Annotated in this window: 22 protein-coding genes; 12 read left to right on the top strand and 10 right to left on the bottom strand. The window is 71.4% G+C overall.

Features of this window, described 5'->3' with window-relative positions; translation table 11 throughout:
- The first annotated feature begins 2 nt into the window (after window positions 1–2).
- A complete protein-coding gene (locus GA0070619_RS33545) occupies window positions 3–929 on the top strand; it encodes a hypothetical protein (protein ID WP_088949325.1) in 927 nt (308 codons plus the stop codon).
- Window positions 930–944: 15 nt separating this feature from the next.
- Here the strand turns inward: GA0070619_RS33545 and GA0070619_RS19110 are convergent, their stop codons facing one another.
- Window positions 945–1,664 (bottom strand): ABC transporter ATP-binding protein, encoded by a 720-nt coding sequence (locus GA0070619_RS19110; RefSeq protein WP_088949324.1) that lies wholly within the window; start codon window positions 1,662–1,664, stop codon window positions 945–947.
- Between the two features lie 150 nt (window positions 1,665–1,814).
- Between GA0070619_RS19110 and GA0070619_RS19105 the strand changes: the two genes are divergently transcribed.
- Both GA0070619_RS19105 and GA0070619_RS19100 read left to right on the top strand, forming a co-directional pair.
- Entirely contained in the window at window positions 1,815–4,580 is a 2,766-nt protein-coding gene (locus GA0070619_RS19105; protein WP_172862073.1) for an FtsX-like permease family protein, read from the top strand.
- A gap of 10 nt (window positions 4,581–4,590) precedes the next feature.
- A complete protein-coding gene (locus GA0070619_RS19100; RefSeq protein WP_088951904.1) occupies window positions 4,591–5,067 on the top strand; it encodes a S26 family signal peptidase in 477 nt (158 codons plus the stop codon).
- A 103-nt stretch (window positions 5,068–5,170) separates the two neighbouring features.
- Here the strand turns inward: GA0070619_RS19100 and GA0070619_RS19095 are convergent, their stop codons facing one another.
- The 4 genes from GA0070619_RS19095 to GA0070619_RS32505 all read right to left on the bottom strand — a co-directional run bounded on the left by GA0070619_RS19095 (window position 5,171) and on the right by GA0070619_RS32505 (window position 7,081).
- A complete protein-coding gene (locus tag GA0070619_RS19095; RefSeq protein ID WP_088949322.1) occupies window positions 5,171–5,728 on the bottom strand; it encodes a hypothetical protein in 558 nt (185 codons plus the stop codon).
- A 107-nt stretch (window positions 5,729–5,835) separates the two neighbouring features.
- Window positions 5,836–6,300 carry a hypothetical protein gene (locus GA0070619_RS19090; RefSeq protein ID WP_088949321.1) on the bottom strand — a complete coding sequence of 155 codons (465 nt, stop codon included), beginning with the start codon at window positions 6,298–6,300 and terminating at the stop codon, window positions 5,836–5,838.
- The gene (locus GA0070619_RS19085; RefSeq protein ID WP_088949320.1) at window positions 6,294–6,929 is read right to left on the bottom strand and encodes a hypothetical protein; all 636 of its coding nucleotides are present in this window, start codon (window positions 6,927–6,929) and stop codon (window positions 6,294–6,296) included. Before GA0070619_RS19085 ends, GA0070619_RS19090 begins: the two co-directional genes overlap by 7 nt.
- The gene (locus tag GA0070619_RS32505; RefSeq protein ID WP_157744051.1) at window positions 6,926–7,081 is read right to left on the bottom strand and encodes a hypothetical protein; all 156 of its coding nucleotides are present in this window, start codon (window positions 7,079–7,081) and stop codon (window positions 6,926–6,928) included. The genes GA0070619_RS19085 and GA0070619_RS32505 overlap by 4 nt, the downstream gene beginning before the upstream one ends.
- Window positions 7,082–7,390: 309 nt before the next feature.
- Here GA0070619_RS32505 and GA0070619_RS19080 point away from each other — a divergent pair, with 309 nt between their 5' ends.
- The 3 genes from GA0070619_RS19080 (at window position 7,391) to GA0070619_RS19070 (ending at window position 8,952) form a co-directional block, all read left to right on the top strand.
- Window positions 7,391–7,636: a winged helix-turn-helix domain-containing protein gene (locus GA0070619_RS19080; RefSeq protein WP_088949319.1), complete on the top strand. Its 246-nt coding sequence runs from the start codon at window positions 7,391–7,393 to the stop codon at window positions 7,634–7,636.
- A gap of 266 nt (window positions 7,637–7,902) precedes the next feature.
- The gene (locus tag GA0070619_RS19075) at window positions 7,903–8,166 is read left to right on the top strand and encodes a DUF6244 family protein (protein WP_088949318.1); all 264 of its coding nucleotides are present in this window, start codon (window positions 7,903–7,905) and stop codon (window positions 8,164–8,166) included.
- A gap of 342 nt (window positions 8,167–8,508) precedes the next feature.
- On the top strand, window positions 8,509–8,952 hold the full coding sequence (locus tag GA0070619_RS19070) for a hypothetical protein (RefSeq protein WP_088949317.1): 444 nt from the start codon (window positions 8,509–8,511) through the stop codon (window positions 8,950–8,952).
- Between the two features lie 146 nt (window positions 8,953–9,098).
- Here the strand turns inward: GA0070619_RS19070 and GA0070619_RS19065 are convergent, their stop codons facing one another.
- The 3 genes from GA0070619_RS19065 to GA0070619_RS19055 form a co-directional block, all read right to left on the bottom strand.
- Complete coding sequence (locus GA0070619_RS19065; RefSeq protein WP_088949316.1) at window positions 9,099–9,566, bottom strand: nitroreductase family deazaflavin-dependent oxidoreductase; 468 nt, start codon at window positions 9,564–9,566, stop codon at window positions 9,099–9,101.
- A 132-nt stretch (window positions 9,567–9,698) separates the two neighbouring features.
- Window positions 9,699–10,685, bottom strand: a complete 987-nt coding sequence (locus GA0070619_RS19060; protein WP_088949315.1) for an SEC-C domain-containing protein — start codon at window positions 10,683–10,685, stop codon at window positions 9,699–9,701.
- Window positions 10,686–10,790: 105 nt separating this feature from the next.
- Window positions 10,791–12,257, bottom strand: coding sequence for an MFS transporter (locus GA0070619_RS19055; RefSeq protein ID WP_088949314.1), 1,467 nt, complete (start codon window positions 12,255–12,257; stop codon window positions 10,791–10,793).
- Window positions 12,258–12,472: 215 nt separating this feature from the next.
- Here GA0070619_RS19055 and GA0070619_RS19050 point away from each other — a divergent pair, with 215 nt between their 5' ends.
- Window positions 12,473–13,048, top strand: a complete 576-nt coding sequence (locus GA0070619_RS19050; protein WP_088949313.1) for a TetR/AcrR family transcriptional regulator — start codon at window positions 12,473–12,475, stop codon at window positions 13,046–13,048.
- An 18-nt stretch (window positions 13,049–13,066) separates the two neighbouring features.
- Here GA0070619_RS19050 and GA0070619_RS19045 read toward each other — a convergent pair whose 3' ends face one another.
- Window positions 13,067–14,425 carry a pentapeptide repeat-containing protein gene (locus tag GA0070619_RS19045; protein WP_157744050.1) on the bottom strand — a complete coding sequence of 453 codons (1,359 nt, stop codon included), beginning with the start codon at window positions 14,423–14,425 and terminating at the stop codon, window positions 13,067–13,069.
- 231 nt (window positions 14,426–14,656) lie between these two features.
- Between GA0070619_RS19045 and GA0070619_RS19040 the strand changes: the two genes are divergently transcribed.
- The 3 genes from GA0070619_RS19040 (at window position 14,657) to GA0070619_RS19030 (ending at window position 18,261) form a co-directional block, all read left to right on the top strand.
- Window positions 14,657–15,451, top strand: a complete 795-nt coding sequence (locus GA0070619_RS19040) for a lipase family alpha/beta hydrolase (RefSeq protein WP_088949311.1) — start codon at window positions 14,657–14,659, stop codon at window positions 15,449–15,451.
- Window positions 15,452–15,623: 172 nt separating this feature from the next.
- The gene (locus GA0070619_RS19035) at window positions 15,624–17,831 is read left to right on the top strand and encodes a M48 family metalloprotease (RefSeq protein ID WP_088949310.1); all 2,208 of its coding nucleotides are present in this window, start codon (window positions 15,624–15,626) and stop codon (window positions 17,829–17,831) included.
- 13 nt (window positions 17,832–17,844) lie between these two features.
- A complete protein-coding gene (locus GA0070619_RS19030) occupies window positions 17,845–18,261 on the top strand; it encodes an effector-associated constant component EACC1 (RefSeq protein ID WP_088949309.1) in 417 nt (138 codons plus the stop codon).
- Window positions 18,262–18,286: 25 nt separating this feature from the next.
- On the opposite strand, the gene GA0070619_RS19025 is transcribed toward GA0070619_RS19030, so the two are convergent.
- Window positions 18,287–19,159 (bottom strand): aldo/keto reductase, encoded by an 873-nt coding sequence (locus GA0070619_RS19025; RefSeq protein ID WP_088949308.1) that lies wholly within the window; start codon window positions 19,157–19,159, stop codon window positions 18,287–18,289.
- A gap of 254 nt (window positions 19,160–19,413) precedes the next feature.
- Here GA0070619_RS19025 and GA0070619_RS19020 point away from each other — a divergent pair, with 254 nt between their 5' ends.
- The gene (locus tag GA0070619_RS19020) at window positions 19,414–19,779 is read left to right on the top strand and encodes a YciI family protein (protein ID WP_088949307.1); all 366 of its coding nucleotides are present in this window, start codon (window positions 19,414–19,416) and stop codon (window positions 19,777–19,779) included.
- Window positions 19,780–19,913: 134 nt separating this feature from the next.
- Window positions 19,914–21,290: an FAD-binding oxidoreductase gene (locus tag GA0070619_RS19015; RefSeq protein WP_088949306.1), complete on the top strand. Its 1,377-nt coding sequence runs from the start codon at window positions 19,914–19,916 to the stop codon at window positions 21,288–21,290.
- Window positions 21,291–21,316 lie beyond the last annotated feature (26 nt).

Below are 21,316 nucleotides of genomic sequence, written 5' to 3'. Positions count from 1 at the left end.
CAGTGTCCTTCGAGGAGTACGCGGCGCTGGCCCGACAACTCGCCGAGCAGCGCCGGGCCGGTGAGCAGCACGCCGCCACCGAGTCCGCGCGCCGCCGTGACCTGCACGCCGCCGTCGACTACCTCCAACAGAGGCTGACCGCACAGGGGCACCGCCTCGACCAGCTCGGCCGATCGATCCGAGTCGACCAGCCACCCGCAGGCTCTGCCCCGGGTGGTCCGGCCGAAGCCGCCGGCTGGCCGGGCCCACCGTCCGGCTCCGGGTCGGCCTCCGGCTCCGGGTTCGGCGCTGGTCCGGTCACCGCTGCCGGGTCGGGCCTTCCGTCCGCTGCCGGGTCCGGCCCTTCCACCGCACCCGGAGCGGGGGACGGGGGACCCGACGGCGCAGCCGGCGTGCCGGGGCGGGCGGGGGTCGGGGCGTACCCCGAGCTGCCGGCGGGGGAGGCGCGGCTGGCGCTGCCGACTGCGGTGAGCCCGGCGGGCGTCGGGGTGCCAGCGCAACGCGCGGCGGCGGTCGACCCGGCGGTGGAGCTGGAGTTGGCCCGGCGGATGGCCGACGAGGCCGACCGGCACGGACAGCAGGCGGAGCTGCTGGCCCAGCGGCCGGCGCTCCTGCCGACGTGGTCGCCGCTGGCGCGGGCGGTCGCGGTCTACGCCGCGTGCGGCGCTGCCGCCGGGGTGCTCGTGCTGGCCCTGGTGCTGGCGTCCGGCGTCGGCATGGTCGACGGGTTCACGCTCGGCGCGTGGATCTGCGCGGGGCTGCCGGCGGTGGCGTTCTTCGGTGGGTACCTGGTGCTGGGCAGGTGGGGGCGGCCCGCGATGGTCACCGGCACCCCGCCGCGTTATCTGCCGCTCGGGTTCCTGATCTGTTTTCTGCTGGTGCCGATGGCCTACTGCGCCTACCTGCTGCTGGTCCGTGGCCTGCGCTGATCCTCGCCGGGCTGGTCAGGCCGACTGGGCGGGCTCGTCGACCGTGATCTGACCGTCGCGCATCGTGATGACGTGGTCACAGGCGTTGGCGACACCCTCATCGTGCGTGGCGATGACCATCGTCGTGGACCACTCCGCGGCGACCCGCAGCAGCAGGTCCATGATCTCGGTTCCGGTGGTGGAGTCCAGGCTGCCCGTCGGCTCGTCGGCGAGGATCAGCGCGGGGGAGCCGATCAGCGCGCGGGCCACCGCCACGCGCTGCTGCTGGCCACCGGAGAGTTGAGTGGGCGCCGCAGCTTCGCGTCCCGCCAGCCCGACGGCGGCCAGCAGGTCCCTCGCCCGCGCAACCTTGTCGAACGACACCCGAAGCGGGATGACGGGTGCGAGGACGTTGTCCAGGACGGACATGGCCGGGAGCAGGTGAAACCGCTGAAATACCAGCCCCACCCGACGTCGGTGCTGTGTCAGGTGTCGTCTGGTGGCCCGGCCCAGGTCGACTCCACCGACGTTGAGCTCTCCCGACCCGGGTCGCTCGATCCCGGCGAGCAGATGAAGCAGAGTCGACTTGCCCGAACCGCTGGCACCGCGGAGCGCGACCACCGCCCCTGGTGAGATGGTGAGCGAGAGATCATCGACGGCGACGATCCGTGCGGCGCCGGTGCCGAAAGATCTGGTCAGGTGTCTCGTCCGGATCGACGCCCCGGCCTTCTCCGGTTGCTCTGCACCGACCGCCATGAGCGGGGACACCTGTTCTTCCGGCTGTGTGTTGGAGTCTGACCGGATCCTAGCTGGATGGTCATCAAGGGGCAGCCCGCACACGGTGCACGCGCTAACCTGAGCCCGTCAGTTGGGAACCGCTTCTTGCTTCGCATCATCATCGCTCAATTGCGGCACCGCGCGGGCCGCAGTCTCGCCGTGGTCAGCGCCGTCATGTTGGCCACCACCGGCTTTTGTGTGCTCACCGGGGCAACGACGGCCTCCCGGCTGCAAGCCGTCGGCGTTGTGCAGGCCAACTACCGCTCCGCGTACGACATCTTGGTCCGGCCGGCCGGGACGCGGGGCGAGTTGGAGACGCGACAGGGCTTGGTGCGGCCCAACTTCCTCTCCGGCCAGTTCGGTGGTCTCTCGCTCGACCAGTGGCGGAACATCCAGGCGATTAATGGCGTCGAGATCGCGGCACCCGTGGCCATGGTCGGCTATGTCAGCGTCGATCTCGGCCTGCCGGTGGACCTCACCGATCGGGTCGACCGACGGCTCAGGCAGCAGCTGTTGCGGTTGTCTCCGGCGACGGTCGCCGATCGAGGGCTGACCCGCGTGCCCAGCATGCCTGCCTTCGTCTACGTCACCCGTAACCGGTTGATCCCCGTGCGGGACTTCATCAACGACCGGCAGGTGCACGTGTACGCCGACGGGACCGAACTGTCGGCCGACTACGTCTCCCGCCGCTGTCCCGCCGCCAGCCAGCCTCCGCTGGAGGTGCTCAGCGACGGACACCGTGAACTGGTCTGCGACTGGCTTCGCGACGACTCCCGCAGCCCGGTGAGCCACGCGGTCAGGGCTTACCAGTTGATCGACGATGGCACGTTCCGGGACGCGACGGTGCTGACCCGGGGGCGGGCCCTGCCGGTCATGGAGCGGCTCGTTGTCAGGCAGCCCGCCCGCTTCTCGCTGTTGGCTGCGGCGATCGACCCGGATCAGGAGGCCCGGCTGTCCGGGTTGAACCGCGCGATAACCTCGGGGCGCTACCTGAACGCGGATGAGCGGCCACAGCCCGGCGGTGGAGAGCACCCGGTGCCCCGCGTGCCGATGCTGGCGACCGACCGCCTGGTCAGCGACGAGGAGATGACGGTCGCGATCAGTGCTCTGCCCGAACCGGGCCTGGTCAGGGCCGGCAATGCCCGGCCCGAGCTTGCCCGGCTCACTGTCGACGCCGGCGCGGCGCTGCCGCCCGAGCGGCGAGCGCTGAGCACCGTCTGGGCCGACTGGCTCGCCTCGAACACCGCGAGCGGCGAGACCATCGACATTCATGACGTGGTGACAGTAACTTCACCGTCGTACGACCAGGACGGCGACGCGCTGCGGGTGCGCCCCGCTGACCCACCAGAGCGCCTGCGCAGCGCAGCTGACACCGAGCGGTTCTCACCCCTTGCCGTGGACACCGCTATGCGGGCGATCGGGGACGACATCCGAACGGACCAGGAACTGGTCGTCGAGGGCACAGTCGTGGGGGCACTCGACCCGTTGGTCGTCACCAAGGGACGAGAGCTGACCGGTGCGCCGATGGAAACGTTCGTCGCGCCCAGCGTGAGCGGGGGCGACCGGCGTTCGAGCAGCGCGCTCGGCGGCCAGAACCTGCTGCCCACCAGCAGCATCACCGGGTATGTCGCGGCCCCGCCGCAACTGCTCACCAACCTGATGTCTCTGCCCGACCTGCTCCGTGGCGCCGATGCTGGGCAGGCTCAGTCGCCGCTGAGTGCCGTCCGGGTCCGGGTGGCGGGGATCGACCGGTTTGACGCTGTCGGCCGGGAACGCGTCCGAGTCGTGGCCGAGGAGATCGCCGAACGCACGGGCCTCGATGTGGACATCGTCCTCGGCTCGTCCGCGACGCGGGAGACGCTGGTCCTGCCCGCCGGCAAGTACGGCCGCCCCCCGCTCACTGTGCACGAGATGTGGACGGAAAAGGGAGTGGCGGCGGTGCTCGTGCGGGCGGTCGACCGCAAGAGCAGCATTCTGCTCGGCATGGTGCTCATCACCTGCGTGCTGTTCGTCGGCAACGCGGTGTCGGCGGCAGTGCGCGACCGGCGCCGCGAACTCGCCGTCCTCGCCTGCCTGGGTTGGCCGGCGCACCGCCTCGCCGCGTTGATTCTCGGCGAGGCCTGCCTGCTGGGTGCCCTCGCTGGAGTCGCGGCCGGGCTGCTCACCGTTCCGGTCGCCACCGCGGTCGGCATCGAGGTGCCTTGGTCGCGAGTCGCGGTGGCCTTCGGCGTCGCCGTCGCGTTGACGCTTGTCGCGGCACTCGTCCCCGCACTGCGTGCCGCGGGCGCCTACCCGGCCGCGGCTCTGCAGCCGGCCGTGGCGGCGGCCCGTGTGCGAGCAGGCACGCAACGGACGATTCTGCGGATGGCGGTGACCGGCACCCGCCGGGTGCCCGGCCGCACCGCACTCGCAGCGGTGAGCCTCGCCATTGCCGTGGCCGCGCTGACCTTCGCTGTCGCCGTCGACCTCACCTTCAAGGGTCGGATCATTGGCACTGTGCTCGGTGACGGGGTGTCGTTGACCGTCCGGGAGATCGACCGGGTCACCGTGGTGGGGCTGGTCGTGTTCAGCATCACCGCCGTGGCGGACGTCCTCTATCTCGGTGTGCGGGAGAGGGCGACAGAGTTCGCCGTGTTGCAGGCGACGGGCTGGTCGGACGGCGCACTCGTCCGCCTGGTGTCTCTGGAAGGGCTCGTCATCGGGATGCTCGGTGGTGTTACCGGTGGCGGGGTCGCGCTCGTCGCGATTTCCTTCTTCGCTGGTGGTATCACCCCGGCGATGCTCCTCGTCGCTGCCGGAACTGCGGGCTTCGGCGTACTGCTCGCCGCGACCGCCGGACTGCTGCCTGCGGTCCTGGTCCGTCGCATGCCTGCCAGACACCTGGCCGATGGGTGACGAGTTCATCATGCAATCGGTGATCACCCCGCTGCTGGTCGTCATCGGTGCGGTGGCCGTGCTGGTAGTACTGCGTCGGCGGTACCTGATGGCCACAGTGGCAGGCCACAGTATGGTGCCCACCCTCCAGCCTGGTGACCGGCTGTTGGTACGCCGGGCGTCTCTACGCGACCTGAGTGTGGGGGACATCGTGGTAGTGGCGCCCGATACCCGGATGGCGGGACCACGTCCACGCAGTGGACTTGTCATCAAGCGGCTGGTCGCTCTGCCGGGAGGCCCGGTGCCCGCAGACGTGCCGTACCCGGATGGCGACGTACTGCCCGAGGGGCGAATGGCGCTTCTGGGAGACAACCCAGCGGCCAGTCGCGACTCGCGGCACTACGGGTTGGTGGTTGAGGACCGGCTTGTCGGTGTCGTCGTCCGTCCCGTTGGACGGCGGGCCGAGCCCGACCCGCTGACCCAGGCCCAGGGTCACTTCGAGGTGTGACTCTCGGGCGACTGGCGCTCGCGGACCCCGCGCGCCCGGCTGTGGTTGTTCTGCGGCCAGGTCAAACTCCGAACGGCGATCGGTCCGCAGGAGGACCGCTCGTCTATTCCGCGTGGTAGGTGAGGAGCCTGCTGTCGCTGAATCTCTGCTCGGTGCCGCTGTTGGATAGGCCAAAGACGCGACAGGTGCGGCCGTCGGCTGGTTGGCCCGCTGACGCTTCGGTGTAGGACCAGACCTGACCCACCTGCGCCTTGAACGTGCGACTGGTCCGCGCTGGCACGTCGAGCGCCTTGTGTGGCTCGCAATCGTCGTCGAAGAGCCACAGCACGAACGGCTCGCTGCTCGCCGAGGCGGTGCCGCGGACCGGGTCGCCCCACCGGCCCACCGGGATGTCCCGGTGGAAGTACGCCACCGCCTCCTCGCCCTTGGTCTGCGCGATGCAGGCCCGGGCGAGCTGCGCCCCAGATTCTGCGGTCACCGTGGGCGCGGGCGTCGTCGAGGAAGATGACTGGGAACTGTCGAGGATGCCCCACCTGTCACCGGTGGAGTGGGCAGCGACGAGCACGAGGGCCAGAACCGCCGCGAGCCCGCCCGACAGCGCGATGGCCCTGGCCCGGCGACGACGGCCGGTAGCGGTGGCGGGGTTCCCTTGAGATGCCACGTCGCGTCACTCCTCCAGCGGCACGGACCGTTCACTTGACTGCCGGCAGCAGAGTCTATGGCGCTCCCCGCCCCGGCACTGTCCCGCAAAGGCGGTCCGTGCCGCGTCTACCGCTGGTCGGTCGCGCCTGCCTGCTGCCGATCCACGCCCAATGCTGAGTCGTCCGCAGCGTGCGCGGCGGCCGCGAGAATGTCGTTGCGCTCGCTGTCGGTGAGACCCTCGTCTTCGAGCAGGCCGAGCAGCAACACCGTCCGCGCGACGACCGCCGAAGCGTCGTCGGGCACCGGCGGACGCTCACCGAGCGCCGCCCAGACCAGCGCCTCAGCCAGCACCGGATCGACGTCGCGCCCGGTGGCGTCGTAGCGTTCCCGGACGGACGCCACGAACCGGATCACCGGAGCACGATCCTGCCCAGCCACGAACCGTCGCCGCACCGCCACCAGCAGCGCCCCGGCGAGCAGATCGGCGTACCGCCGCCAGTCCGGCTCGGTGAACCGGCGCAGCCGCCGTTCGTGGCCACGCAGCCGACCAGTCAGCAGGCCGCGTAGCGCCGCGTGTGGATCGGTCACCATCGTCGCTCCCTGATCATCGTGAGTGCGCTCCTGTGTCGGCGTGGTCTGCTCAATCGGTACCGCCTGGTCACCAGAACGCTCGCCGCGTGACAGCCGTGGGCGATCAGCTCGGCGCTGTCGCTGTCGCTGTCGCTGTCGCTGTCGGCGTTGCGGTGGCTGGTGGGCGGGGGCGGTGCCGTCGGTTCGCCGGTCAGTGCCGCCACCGAGCGGTCGATCCGGCAGCTGCCGACCGCGAGCCGGGCACCGACCAGGTCCAACCGGCTGATCGCCGCCGCGACGTGCCGGGCCGCGACCGCGTCCGCCACGATTCGGGTACGCCGCAGCCGGTCCTCAGCCGCACCCAACCGCCACCGGACACGGGCGGCCAACGCGGCGGCCCGGTCCGCGTCAACGCGAGCGGCGCACAGGCCGGCGAGCAGGTCCCCGGCCGAGCCTCCCGGCGAATTCCTGTCCGCGGCCAAGCCGGCGTAGACCAGACTCAGCGCCCGCCAGCACTCCGTGACCGCGTCCTGCCAGGGCAGCCGCCGGCCGGGCGGCCCTGCCCCGTGCAGGTGCGCGCCGGCGCGGTCGGCGGCGGAGATCGTGGCCAACCATGCGGCACGCAGGTCGTCCGCGGTGTCGATGCTCATTCGCCCGCCTCAGCGCTGGACTTGACCAGGAGGGCGAAGCGCACGTCGGCACAGGGGTAGTCCACGCCGCACTCGCACAGCCAGCGCCGCACGACACGTGGTGGATGGGCAAACAGGACGTCGTCGGCATCCTCGACGTCCTGTTCGGACACGAGGCGACGGCGCTGCTTGGACGGTGATGCTGGGTCAGTAGGGGATTCGTCGGGTCGATCGGGCATCGGGGGCTCCCGTCGGGTCGTCTCCTTGCTGGTCATGGCTTGTGCGCCAGGACGGCGTGCGGGCACGCCCCGGCACGCCCGGCCGAACGGGGGACCGACCGGCCGGGCGCTCTCTGCGCGGTGGGAATGAACCAGCTCCGGGTTGCAGACCTGGGAGCCGGCCAAGGGAGAGCGTATATAACAGGTCATGTATAGCAAGCACCAACCGCACATTGCTTGCTATACAAAGTTGCTCGTGATCGAATGGCGGGGCAGACCTGGGAGACACCAATGCCCGCCAAAGCGAAGTGGGCGCTGATCGCCGATGGCATCCGCGCTCAGATCAAGTCCGGCGAACTCGCGCCGGGCGACAAGCTGCCCTCGACCTCCGAGCTGTGCCGTCAGCACGACGTCTCAGCCATCGTCGTCCGTCAGGCCATCAACGCGCTTAAGATCGAGGGCTTGGTGGAGGGTGTTGGTGGCGTCGGCGTATTCGTCGCTGAGCGCTGAGCGCTCAACAGCGCCAGTGCCCGGGCGCCACTGTAGATCTTGGACACTTTCCGTTACCTCGGAACGGAAAGTGTCCAAGATCTAGTTGCTTGCGCGAGTCGAGGCTGGATCCCTTCTCGCTATTGGCGCTTTTCGGGCACTCATTAACCGTGCGGTGGCCGGTGAGCAAGCGTGTGGTCGCGCTGAGTGCGTAGATCTCGTACGCTCCCATGTGGTCTCCGCCGGTGCGGTGGTGGAGGCGATGGTTGACCACGGGGGAGGCGCGCGTGAGCGCAGCACAGATCATCGCGAGGCTGGCGGCGGCGTCGCAGAAGCTGGACGAGGCGAAGGCCAAGACCGCAGCGGCAGCCCAGGACGCGGCCGAGGCGCGGGCACTTGTGGCCGGTGCGCTGGAAGGCGTGGCAGCCGGTCCACTGGTTGGCATGATCGATGCGTACCGTCAGGCGCTCGCGCAGGCGTCCCAGGGCGGCGACCCGGCCAAGCAGCACGTCCAGGAGACGATCGCCAAGGTCCGAGCGCTGGGAAACTGACCACGGGTGGTGGTAGCACAACCCACCAACCACCCGCAGCGGTGCGTCCGATCATTCGTCCTCATGTGCCACGGCGGCCGCACACGCCTCCGAACCGACGACAAGGTGCTCAAGCTCGCCGGGATGCTGATGCGCAAGATATTGCACAACCCAGCCGGCGGCGGGAGCGAGTAAGCGCGGAGGCAGTCGGCTTCTGGGCGTCGGCTGGTGGGGCCGCTTGGGCAACAGTCGCCGAGTTCATGCCCGTGCTGCCGAAGGCAGTCGCCGGAACGCTCCTTGCGACCGCAGCCACGGTCAGCGCCGGCAAGTCATGGTTGAAGAGGCGTCGAGAGAGGAATCAGGATGAAGATCAATAGCTCTGTCGAGGTCACGATGCGAGCCGCTATCCATGCCGCCGTAAAGCGTGATTTCGCGACACTCGACGAACGGTTGCGCAGCCTCAAAGACGACGACAATGCTGCCGCAACTGTCGAGCTTGCCCTTGCCGTTGTCGGTTTCCTGATGGTGGACATCCACGGAGGCCGACCCGGTGACGACCAGATCGTGGCTGTGGCCGGAGAAGTCGCCGAGGCGGAATCCTGGGCGCAACCCACTCGCCGCGAGGTGGCTGACTTCTTGATGAAGCTGATGAGGGGTGAGCCGTTCGCGTCGGCAGTTCCCGCTGAGAACGTCATCGTCCTAGCCTTCGTCGTTGCCGCGAACCTGCTGTCATCCTGTCGCCGGGACGATGAGAAGTGGTGGGACTATCTCGACCGGATCGAGGCGACGATGGAGGCGGCGGGGTGACGGAGGAACAAGATTCGGTCGGGCCCGCCTTCAAGACGGCCGCCAACCTCCACCCACTTTGACGGTGCTCGCCGCGCCTGCTGGCGTCGCCGCCACATCCAGGGAGGGTGGTGGCCGGGCAGTTCAATGGCGGTGGTGACCGGAGATCAATCGCCTGTTGATTCTTTCCGAGGCGCGCGTTCGATGACGACGAGGGGGATCTCGCGGTCGGTGCCCTTCTGGTAGCGCTCGTACGTCGGGAAGACCTTCGTCATCACCGGCCACAGCCGGGCCCGCTCCTCGCCCGTCGCCGTGCGGGCCCGACCGGCGATGCGCTCCGCGCCGACCTGGATCTCCACCGCCGGGTCGGCGCTCAGGTTCAGGTACCAGGCGGGGTGCTTGTCCGCGCCCCCGTTGGACGCCACCAGCAGGTGGTTGTCACCGTCGCGGCCGTACATCAGCGCGGTGCGGCGCAGGGCGCCCGTGCGGCGTCCGCGGGTGGTGAGCAGCAGCGACGGTACGCCGTGGTAGGTGCCGCCGTCGGCGCCGTCGGTCTCGACGTACCGCTGGATGTGCTTTGCCACCCAGCCGACCGGGCTGTCCTCGATCGTCTCGTGCTGCTCCTGCGCGGTCATCGCTTCGCCTCCTTCATCGGGCCTGTCCGCTGGGGGGGGGGGGGGCAGGCCGGTGAGTCATCAAGATGATTCACCGGCATCAGGCTTTCACGGGACATGGCCTCCAGTTGGGTGGGGCCAAGCCCGAGGGGGTCATCCGCGCGAGCGCGGCAGGCAGCACTTCTTGTACTTCGCCCCGGACCCGCACCAGCAGGCGTCGTTGCGCCCGGGCGGCCAGGCCCTGAGGTCGGGGCCGGTGAGCGAGTCGGCGTACTCGTCCTGGGTTTCCTCGTCGGTGGGGTCGCTGCCCTCGCGTTCGGCGAAGGCCGCCAACCCGGCGACGGAACCGACGACCACGCCCAGGTCGAGGCCGCCCAGCCCGGAGGCGTCGACGAGGGCGCGTTCGGTCTGGGCGCGGTGCTCGTCCCAGCTGGCGGGGTAGCTGTCGGCGAGGGCGGGCCAGCGCAGCAGCAGCGCGTTGAACTCCGCCTGCGGCCAGAAGAGCAGCGTCGCGGGGCCCTCGTCCAGTGCGTCGAGCGCGTGGTCGCTCGCGGCGCGCAGCCGGTCGGCGAGGTTGTCGTACTCGTCGTGCGGGAGGCCCATCTCCTCGCGCAGGTTGTGCCGCCGCTGCGTCAGGCCGTAGATCATGGCTGCGGCCTCGTCCTGGGCGTCCTCGGATTCGTGCTGCTGGTTGCGGGTCCGTTCCAGGATCGCGTCGAGCGCCCCGGTCAGCCATTCCAGCGCCAGGTCGGTGTGGCCGTTATCGGCCAGCTCGTCGACCAGGTACGTGGCGTTGGGGTTGGTCTCCAGCAGCGGGCGCAGGGCGGTCAGCTCGGCCATGCCCTCGTCGGAGCGGCCGAGGCGCAGCAGCAGACCGCCGCGCACCGACCGGGCGTACGCGTCCTCGTCGGGCTGTTCGGCGATGGCGCGGGTGGCCAGCGCGAGCGCGTCGGCCAGGTCGCCAGCCTGCTCCAGGATGTCCGCGGCGACCAGCAGGGCGTACGCGGTGTCGTCGGGGTCGGCGACCCGCCCCTCGTCGACGGCGCCCACCAGCTCGGCGACCAGCGCGGCCGGGTCCGGGCTCTCCGGACCCAGGGAGCCGATCTCCTCGATGCGGTCGGTGGTCAGCAACTCGGGCATGTGGGCATCCTGAAGAACGGCGAGTGGTGGACGGGGAAGCGGCCAGCGTACTCCCGGACATGGTGGAGCCCGGGCGGCGAACCGCCCGGGCTCCGACACGTTCCCTCAGCGGGTCGCGGGCATGGTGGCGAACTCGCCGGCTAGCTCGGACTCGACGATCGTCGTGGCGGACGGCCGGGGACCGGCCGCCTTCCGCCGGGCGGACGGGACGGCGAGGGCCGCGAGCGCGGCGGCCAGCGCGATGGCCGTGAGGACCAGAAACCCCATCGTGAAGCCGGCCTCCCGGGGCAGGCCGTTGGCCTGCGGGTTCGCGGTGATCACACCGCTGACCACGGCGGCGCCGATCGCGCCTCCGATGGTGCGGATGTTGGCGTTCATGCCGGTCGCCACGCCGGTCTGGCTGGCGGGCACGCTGGCGACGATCAGGTTGGCCATCGACGCGAAGGCCAGGCCGATGCCGAGGCCGACCAGGCCACCGGCGATGGCGACCTCCCAGCGGGTGTCGTGCGCGACGGCGAGCATCGCGGAGGCGGCCACGTTGAACGTGGCACCGGTGGCGAGCTGCGCCTTGGCGCTGAAGACGGCCTGGAGTCGGCCGGCGACAATGCCGGCGACGAACATCGCGCTGACCATCGGCAGCATGAGCAGGCCAGCCTGGCTGATGCTCGCTCCGAAGCCGTAACCGGCGGCGGTCGGGGTCTGCAGGAACTGGGGGAGGAAGGCGTACACGGAGAACATCGACGCGCCGTAGAGCAGGGCGACCAGGTTGGTGGTCCAGACGCCGGGCAGGCGCATCATCCGCATGTCGATCAGCGGGTTGGGCGACCGCACCTCGGCGACCAGCCAGCCGACCAGCAGCGCCACGGCGAGGGCCAGCAGGCCGAGCACCCGGGGGCTGGTCCAGCCCCACGCCGCGCCCTGGCTGATCGGCAGGAGCAACGCGACCAGCCAGCCGGAGAGCAGCAGTGTCGCTCGCCAGTCGATGCGACCGGGGGTGCGGACCGGGGACTCGGGGACGAACAGGTGGGCGGCCACGGCGGTCAGCCCGACCACGACCATCGGGATCCAGAACAGCCAGCGGTAGTCGAGCGTGCTGACGATCGGACCGGCCAGCACGATGCCCAGGCCACCGCCGACGGCGACGATCGCCGAGATCGCGGCCACGGCCGTGGAGACCCGCGCGGCGGGGAACTCGTCGCGGATGATGCCGAACGACAGCGGGAAGACCGCTCCGCCGATGCCCTGCACGACCCGGGCGATGATGAGGACGCCGATGTTCGGCGCGATGGCGGCCAGCAGGCAGCCGAGGGCGAGCGCGGCGAGCGCGACGACCAGCATCCGCTCCTTGCCGACCATGTCGCCGACCCGTCCGAGGATCGGTGTGAAGATCGACGCGGAGAGCAGGTAGGCGGTCAGGACCCAGGTCACGGTGTTCTGGGAGGTGTGCAGATCGTGCTGGATGGTCGGCAGCACCGGGGTGATCAGCGACTGGAGCATCGCGAAGAACCCGGCACCGGCGGCGAGCACGGTGAAGGTGAGCCGACGCGAGCTGCGTCGGGAGGTCACTGCCACGAGAGAAGACTCCTGATAAAGGTACGGAAGGAGGTTTGTCACCCGTCGTCTGTGGCGGGCTGGCTGTCGGGTCCGGGCGATCGGGTGGCCAGGCAGATCGGGCGGGTCCCGAGGTAAGCTAAGCGGAGGCAGGCCTCCGGGATTCCGGAGGGGTGCCTCCACTAAGCTAGCGGAGGGTTGCCTCCGGTTGCAACCAGGACGAGGTGACGCACGTCATGACCAGCGCGGGGCAGGTGCCCGAGGTGTTCGCGCAACGCCCGAAGCGGGCCGACGCACGGCGCAACTACGATGCTCTGGTCGCCGCTGCGCGCGACGCGTTCGCCGAGAACGGCGCCGCCGCCTCCCTGGAGGACGTGGCCCGGCGGGCCGGCGTGGGCATCGGCACGCTCTACCGCAACTTCCCCAGCCGGCGGCACCTCTTCGAGGCCGTGTACGTCGAGGAGGTCCGGGCGCTGAGCCGCTCCGCCGAGGACCTGGCCGAGCTGCCACCGTGGGACGCGCTCGTCGCCTGGTTGCACCGCTTCGTCGCGTACGTCGCCACCAAGCGGGCGCTTGCCGAGCATCTGCTGCACGACTCGGAGATCTTCCGGAGCTGCCGGACGGAGATCTACTCCGCCGGCGAGCCGCTGGTGCGTCGCGCCCAGGCCGCCGGCGTGGTCCGTGACGACATCGGGTTCGACGACGTGGTGCGGCTGATCAGCGGCCTCACCATGGCCCAGTTCCCGTCACCCGAGCAGCGCGACAGGGTGCTCGGCGTGGCCCTGGACGGGCTGCGCGCCTCCACCCGCTGACGCTCGCCCGCCGACCGGTCAGCGGTCGACCAGCAGCAGCCACTCGTCGTCGAGCTGTTGGACCACCGCGCCCGCCGGCCAGCGGTGACCGGGATCGACCACCGCCCGGGCCTGATCGACCTGAGGTGGCCGGCTGAACTGCGTGTCGCGGAAGCTGGTCATGCTGTGGAACCGGGCCCGGCCGAAGTTCGCGGCGTCGGTGAAGCGGGCCTGGTCGAACAACGCCTCCGCCCCGAACACCGTCCAGCGGAACAGCGCCATGTTCGTGAAACGGGCGGCGTGGAAGTTGGCCGACCGGCCGAACTCGGTGTGCTCCATCGACAGGGCGCCCTCGAAGACGGCTTGCCGGAACGTGGTGGAGTCCTCGAAGCGGGTCGCGTCGAAGCTGGTCGGCTGCCCGAAGGTCACCTGGCGAAACGAGGTGTGACCGGCGAAGGTGGACCGTCGACAGGACAGGCCGTCGCTGAACGCCGCCCCGTCGAAGGTGGCCTGACCGCTGACGCGGACGCCGTCCAGCAGGACTTCGCCGTCGGCCGCGAGGCCCTCGAAGACCACGTCGCCGAAGGTCGCCGCCCCGAGCTGGAGACGCCCCCGCACCGTCGCGCCCGCGAAGGTGGTCGTGCCGGTGAACGCCGTCGCCGTGAAGTTCGCGTCGACCAGCGTGCAGCCCGCGGCGTCGAAGTCGACCAGCGTGGCGCCGGTCAGGTCCAGCACCACCTCCGGCCAGTAGGCCACGTCGTCCGCCCGCAGGTGGCGGGTCAGCACACGCTGCGCGGTGCGCCGGACCTCCGTCTCGCGCGGCTCGTCGTCGGGCGCCGGCATCCGCAGGTACGCGCAGAGCACCGCCCCGATCGTCGGGCGCTGCCCAGGGTTGTCCTGACCGAGGCGTTCCAGCGCGTGCAGCCCGCCGAGGCGTACCGCCGCGCTGTCGTTGCCGAGCAGCTCGACGGCCCGGGTGTAGAGCTCGGTCAGTCGACGTTCGCCGGCGTCGTGCTCGGCGGCGGTGGACTGCCGGTCCTGCTGGCGTTGCGCGGCCTCGGCCACCGACTCGGCGTGCGCCTGCACCCGGTCGCGGTGGGCCTGGTCCCGGGCGGCGACGCTCTCCTGGTGCCGCTGCGCGCGTTCGGTGATCCACTGGCGGCGGGCGGCCAGGAGCAGGGCGAGACCTCCGCCGGTGCCGGCGACCACGGTCAGGCCGGTGCGGATCGCGTCGATGCGCAGCGTGGCGCGGGTGTCCGGCTGGCTGGCCCGGTCGGCCTCGGTGAGCAGCAGGTCCAGCACCAGCCAGCCCAGGGCGGCGGCGAGCAGCAGGCCGACCAGGACCAGCCACCAGGGCATCACGCGTAGCTGGCGCTCGGTGGGTTCGTCGGCGGCCACGGCCACAGCATGCCATCCGCCGACCCGACCCGGGGTGCGCGCGCCGGGCCGGCGGTCCGATATGGAGAGCTGCGATTTGCGCGTTTGCGCCCTCGCCGGGACAACGGGTTACTGGCGCGTAACAAGCCATTGACGTTTCTGAATTGTTGCGGGGATGATCGTCGCACGGTCGACCGGACACCCCCACCCACCTGCCCGGTACGCCGGGTGCCTCCCCCCGGAGGTGCAGCCATGCTGCTCCGAAAGACCGCCCTCGTCGTGTCCCTCGTCGCCGCCGCCCTGTTCGCGTCCGCCGGCACGGCGACCGCCGCCCCCGCCGATCCCACCCCGGCTCCCGCCACGCCCGAAGCCTTCGCTGCCGCCGCCGCGGCCAACCCGGTGATCGTGGTCGGCGGGCTCAGCGGCATCGCCGTCGCGTACGAGCCGATGGCCGCCCGGCTGCGCGCCGACGGCTACCGCACCTTCATCTACCAGTTGCCGGGGCTGGGCCTCGGCGACATCCCCACGTCCGCCCGCGCGTTCGCCACCTACGTCGACCAGGTGCGCGCCAGCACCGGTGCCGCGACGGTGGACGTCGTGGCCCACTCCGAGGGTGGCCTGGTCAGCCGCTACTACCTCAAGCGGCTCGGCGGCACCGCCGCCATCGGGCGCTACGTCAGTCTCGGCACACCGCAGTACGGCACCTACGTCGCCAACATCGTGGCGTTCCTCGGGTTGGGCAGCTGCGCCGGCGTCGTGGCCTGCCAGCAGATGACCATCGGCTCGGCGTTCCTCGCCGACCTCAACGCCGGCGACGACACCCCCGGCGCGGTGCGCTACACCACCGTCCGAACGCTTCAGGACGAGCTGGTCCGGCCGACCGGGAACGCCGTGGTCAACGATGGTGCGACCAACGTGCTGATCCAGACGTACTGCCCGCTGCGGGTGGTGGGGCACCTCGGCCTGGTGCTCGACGGCACGGCGTACACCATCGTGCGTGGCGCCCTGGTCGACAGCCCGGTGCGACCCAACTGCCTCGCGCTCTGAACCGGTCCCCGGGGGTGGTCCCGACGGGACCACCCCACGGGCCCACGACGGTGAGTGTCGGGTCGGCGACGGTACGGCGAAACGGGATGGCAGACATCAGGTGTCCTCGATAGCCTGCTGCGGCTGTCCACTCGCGACAGAGAGAAACGACTTCCCCCAAGGAGCAGCCCGCATGACCGAGCCGCATCCCGTGCCGCCGGAGGGCACTCCGCCGACCGTGCCGCAGCTCGACGTCCGGGCCGCCGAACCGCCGGCGGCCGGCACACCGCCGCCAACCGGGGGGTTCGCCGACCGGCCGCCGGGCTATCCGAGCGCGTTGGTCTGGCTGCGCGCCGGGATCCTGCGGGACTGGCGCGGCGTGCTCGGTGCCTTCTTCGCCACCTGGTTCTACCTGCCGGTCGCGCTGCTCCTGGCGTTCTGGGGCGGTCTCGTCCTCGCTGTCAGCGGGCTCTTCGCCGGCGGGTTGGGCGCCGATGACCAGCTGCCCCAGGTGCTGCGCGACGCGCCGCTGCTCGGCCCCCTGCTGGAGGCGTTCCTGACCCGCACCGGCGGGGCCCTCGGCGGCGTGGTCGGCTTCGTCGTCGGGTTCCTCGGCGGCTTCCTCGCCGTGCTGGTGGTGCCCTGGCTGGGCGCCGACGCCGGGCCGCTCACGGTGGTCACCGGCCTGGTCGGCACGGTCGCCGCGGCGGCGCTGATCGGGGTGCTCTACACGCTCTACCGGGTGCTGCTGGAACCGCGACTGCTGGTGGTCTCCGGTGCCCGTCAGCCCAGCCGCCGCGAGTACGCGCGGCTGCGCCCGGTGCTGGACGACTGCGCCCGACGGCTCGGCCTGCCCAGCGTGCCGCGGCTGCTCATCGAGGACGATCCGGTCCTGAGCAACGCCCGCACGTACGCCCGGCACGTGGTGGTCACCACCGCCGTGCTGACCGAACCGGACGACGAGATCGCCGCGCTGTTCAGCCACGAGCTGGTGCACTGGCGCACCGGGGACGAGATCACCAGCGCCTTCGTCCGTGGTGTCGGTCTGCCGCTGACCCTCGCGCACGCCCTGCCGACCTGGCTGATGCGGACCTTCCCGCACCCGGCCACCAACTTCGTGGTCTTCCTGTTCTTCTGGCCGGTGCTGCTCACCATGCGGTACGTGGTGCTGCCGCTGCACGCCCGTGACGTCCGGGCTGCGGAATACCGGGCCGACCTCGGTGCCGTGCTCACCGGGCACGTCGAGGGAATGCGGCGCGTGCTGGAGCGGCGGCTGTCCTTCGAGACGGGCCGCAGCGGCTGGGACGAGGCGGTCTGCGCCACCCACCCGCCGCACGAACTGCGGCTCGACGCGCTGGAGCGGGCGTCGGTGGCGGGTGTGTCCGCCGAGGCGGGCGAGCCAGCGGTCACCGTCGAGCGGCTGTTCGGCCACTCCGGTCCGGTCGGCACCCGCCGCACCTGGCTGCTGGTCGGCGCCCTGATGCTGGCGGCCTGCGCCGGCACCGGCGGGCTCGGCGTGGTGCAGTGGGCGTTCTTCCGCCCCCAGTCGACGGTCGACGGATACTTCTCCGCGCTCGCCGACCGGGACAGCGACGCCGCGCTCGGCTTCCTGACCGACCAGAGCGGTGTCACCGACCGCAAGCTGCTCGCCCAACTGCTGCGCGGCGAGGGCTACCAACCACCGACCGACGTGGAGATCAGCTCACTGGAGCGCGAGGGCGACGCCGCCACCGCCATCGTGGCGTACCGGCTGGGCGGCGCGGCGCAGACCTCCACGGTCAGCCTGCGTCGTGACGACGAGGCGACCGCCGGGCTGTTCCACGGCTGGCGGGTCGACGGTGGGCTGGCCGCGCTCAACGCGCCGAGCGCCGGCCCCGGAGTGCGACTCAACGGTGTGGAACTGCCCGGCGCCGCCGAGGGCCCCGCGCTGATGCTGCTGCCCGGCGGCTACACCGCGACCGGCCCGTCCAGCGCGCTCAGCGAGACGCCCGCCGAGACCGTGGTGGTCGGCCCCGGGCAGAGCGCGGCGACAGTGCAACTGGCTCCGGTGCTCAAGCCCGCGGCGCTCGAGGCCGTCGAAGCCCGGGTGCGCGCCTGGTTGGACGAGTGCGCCAAGCAGACGGTCGCCGCGCCACCCGGCTGCCCGTTCCGCTACTACGGCAGCTCCGCGCAGAAGGTCACCTGGAAGATCCTGGAGTACCCGAAACTCACCGTCGAACTGACCGGCCCGGCCAGCGCCCAGGTCGCCACCCCGTACGAGACGCAGGGCAAGGTGCAGGTCAGGGGCACCACCACGTACTTCGGCACCAACTCACCGTTCACCGAGGAGGACGCGTTCACCGTCGCGGGTGTCGCCACCGCCGACGGGGACACCGTCGCCTTCCGACCCGCCGCCAACTGACCGGGGAGAGACCGTGACCGACAGCTTCGCCGCAGCCCGGCTGCCCGTGCGGCTGACCATCAACCCCCGGCAGCGGCAGCCCCCGTCGGTCGACCTGCTGACCTGGATCCACCGCCAGCCGGAGTACCGGCCGGTGGTCCGCCAGGCCGGTGGCGGCGGGGGCCGGCCGGGCTTCAGCGACGCGGTGATCATCGCGGTGCTGGCCCAGGGGCTGCTCCCGGGCTTGTTCAACCTGTTGCAGTCCTGGGTCGACCAGCAGCGCACCGAGGCGAGCATCCGGATCCAGGCCGGAGACACCGAGGTGGAACTACAGGTGAGCGGGCGCACCGACTCGGCCCGCCTGCTGGCCCAGGCAACCGAGGCGCTGCGGGCCGCCCGCGAGCCCGGCCCGGACGCCGACCGGGAGCCCGGCGCGGACGCCGTCGACTGACACCGACGGCGTCCGCACCGGTGGGTCAGCTCGCCTTGGCGAGCGCCTCGAACTCGTCGTCGGTGAGCCGCACGTCGGCAGCGCCCACGTTCTCCTCCAGGTGCGCCACCGAGGACGTACCGGGGATCGGCAGCATCACCGGCGAACGGCGCAGCAGCCAGGCCAGCGCGAGCTGGGCGGGCGACGCGCCGTGCGCGGTGGAGATGGCGTCCAGCGGGCCGCCCGGGCGGGCCAGCTCGCCGGTCGCGATCGGGAACCACGGGATGAACGCGAGGTCGTTGCGCTCGCAGTACTCCAGCACGTCCTCGGCGCTGCGGTTCGCGAGGTTGTACAGGTTCTGCACCGACGCGATCGTGGTGATCGCCCGGGACTCCTCGATCTGCGCGACGCTCACCTCGGACAGACCGATGTGCTGGATCTTGCCCTCCTCGCGCAGCAGCGCCAGCTCACCCAACTGGTCCGCGAGCGGCACCTTCGGGTCGATCCGGTGCAGCTGGTACAGCGGGATGCTGTCCAGGCCGAGGTGCCGCAGGCTCAACTCACACTGCTGGCGCAGGTACTCCGGGCGGCCCAGCGCACGCCAGTCGCCCGGACCGGAGCGGCTCAGCCCGGCCTTGGTCGCGATGACCAGGTCATCGGCGTACGGGTGCAGGGCCTCCCGGATCAGCAACTCCGAGACGAACGGGCCGTACGAGTCGGCGGTGTCGATGAACGTCACGCCCATCTCGACCGCGCGGCGCAGCACCCGGACCGCCTCGGCCGGGTCCTTCGGATCTCCCCAGACACCCGGGCCGGTGATCTGCATCGCCCCGTAGCCGAGCCGGTTGACGGTGACGTCGCCACCGATGCGGTACGTGCCGGACGCCTTCGCGGGCTGCTCACTGATGTTGGTCGCCATTGGCCGATCCCCAATCGTCGTGTCGTGGGGGCGTGGAAAGGCCCACCCGCCACCAGATAGATCATCCCCCGGCAGCCGGCCGGTATTCCGTTCGTCGGCCGACTGTGTGCGTGGACACCTCACCCGCAAGCCACGTCGGGCGGTCGCCTGGAGTCCGCGCCGGGCATTGCCCGGAAGCTGCCGGTACGACCGGGGCGTCCGTGCGACGCTGGCCGGAGCCGGTGCCTTCCGGCGCGACGGCAGAGGGAGCACCCATGGCGGGAGTGCCGCAGGTCAACTTCGCGCTCGACACGTACGAGTGCATCGTGATCTATCCCGGCGCGGCCGGACGGGTCCTGCCCGCCGAGACCGTGCAGCGGCTGCAGGCCGAGCACGCCGAGCACATGCAGGCGCTACAGCGAAGCGGCATCATCCTGGTCGCCGGTTCGGTGGACGGGCCGGCCCGCGAGCCGGAGCCACCGATCGGCTTCGGTCTGGCCCGCACCGGCAGCGTCGACGACGTCCGCAGCGTGCTGGAGGCCGACCCGGCGGTGCAGGCCGGGCTCTACCGGGTGGACGTGCTGACCTTCCTCTGCCCGGCCGGATCCCTGGAGTTTCCGCTGGTGAAGACGGAAAGCTGACCACCCGGTCGATCGACGGCTGTCGTGATGGCGACGGCGCTCGGCTGCCTGCCGGTGTTACGGTCGCGCCCAGCGAGGGCCGCCGCCGGGGCGTACCCGGAAAGCCTTGGGTAGGCCCCGGTCGAGGAGTCGCCATGATCTCCGCCGCCACCCCCGATGTCGCGACGGCCACCACCCGGCTGCGCGCCCTGCTCGGCGACCGGCTGCATGAGCCGGGCGATCCGGCCTACGTCACCACCACGACGCTCTGGAACGGTGCGGTTCAGCGCACGCCGCTCCTGGTGGCCCAGTGCCTGGACGCCGACGAGGTGGCCCACGCGGTCCGCGTCGCCGCCCAGTGCCACCTGCCGCTGTCGGTCCGCTCCGGAGGGCACGACTGGGCCGGCCGAGCGTTGCGCGACGGCGGCGTGGTGCTCGACCTGACCGGTCTGCACACGGTCGACATCGACGTGGACGCGGCCACTGTCACCATCGGCGGCGGCGTCACGGCCGCCGGTCTGCTGGCCGCCGCCCGCCCGTACGACCTGGTGGTGCCCACCGGCACCGTCGGCGACGTGGGCATGGCCGGGTTGGCCCTCGCCGGCGGGTACGGGCCGCTGTGCGGCCGGTTCGGCCTGACCCTGGACAGCCTGCTCGGCGCGGAGGTGGTCCTCGCCGACGGCCGCCGGGTCACCGCCGACCCTCGACACGACGCCGAGCTGTACTGGGCGCTGCGCGGCGGCGGTGGGAACGTCGGCGTGGTCACCGAGCTGCGTTTCCGCGCGCACCGGCTGCCCGGCGTGCTGGCCGGCATGATCATGTTCGCTCTGGCGGAGGCGCCGGCCGTCCTGCGCGGCTACGGCGCGCTCATCGCCGAGGCCCCGGACGAGCTGACCGTGATGACCGGCTTCCTGCCCGGCCCGGCCGGCGAACCGGTCATCTTCGTCTGCCCGTTCTACAGCGGCCCGGACCTGGACGCCGGGCGGCCGTGGATGGACCGGCTGCGCGCGCTGGGCACCCCGCTGATCGACCAGATCGCCCCGATGCCGTACGCGGACGCGCTGCGGATGTTCGACGGCGGGATGGTCGACGGCAACCACTACCTGCTGCGTACCCGCTGGCTGCCCGCGCTCACCGACAGCACGGTGGACGTGCTCGTCGACGCGGCCCGGCAGGTCAGCTCCCCGTTCTCCGCGCTGGCCGTGCACCACTTCCACGGCGCGGCCACCCGGGTCCGTCTCGCCGACACGGCGTTCGGCCTGCGCACCGACCACCTGCTGACCGAGATCATCGCGGTCTGGGCACCCGGCGACCAGGCCAGGCCACACCGGGAGTGGGCCGAGCACACCTCGGCGGCGCTCGCACCGCACGCCCTGCCCGGTGGCTACCCCAACCTGCTCGCCCCCGAGGAGACCGACCGGGTCCAGCTCGCCTACGGCGCGAACTGGCCGCGGCTACGCCGGGCCAAGCACCGCTACGACCCGCGTGACCTGCTCACCGCGGTGCCCACCCTGCCCCGGTCGCGGCGCTGATGGTGACCTGCCGCCGGGAGCACCCC

The sequence above is a fragment of the Micromonospora zamorensis genome (genome assembly GCF_900090275.1).
Classification (GTDB): Bacteria; Actinomycetota; Actinomycetes; order Mycobacteriales; family Micromonosporaceae; genus Micromonospora; species Micromonospora zamorensis.
This window is presented reverse-complemented; position numbering and strand designations above follow the sequence as displayed.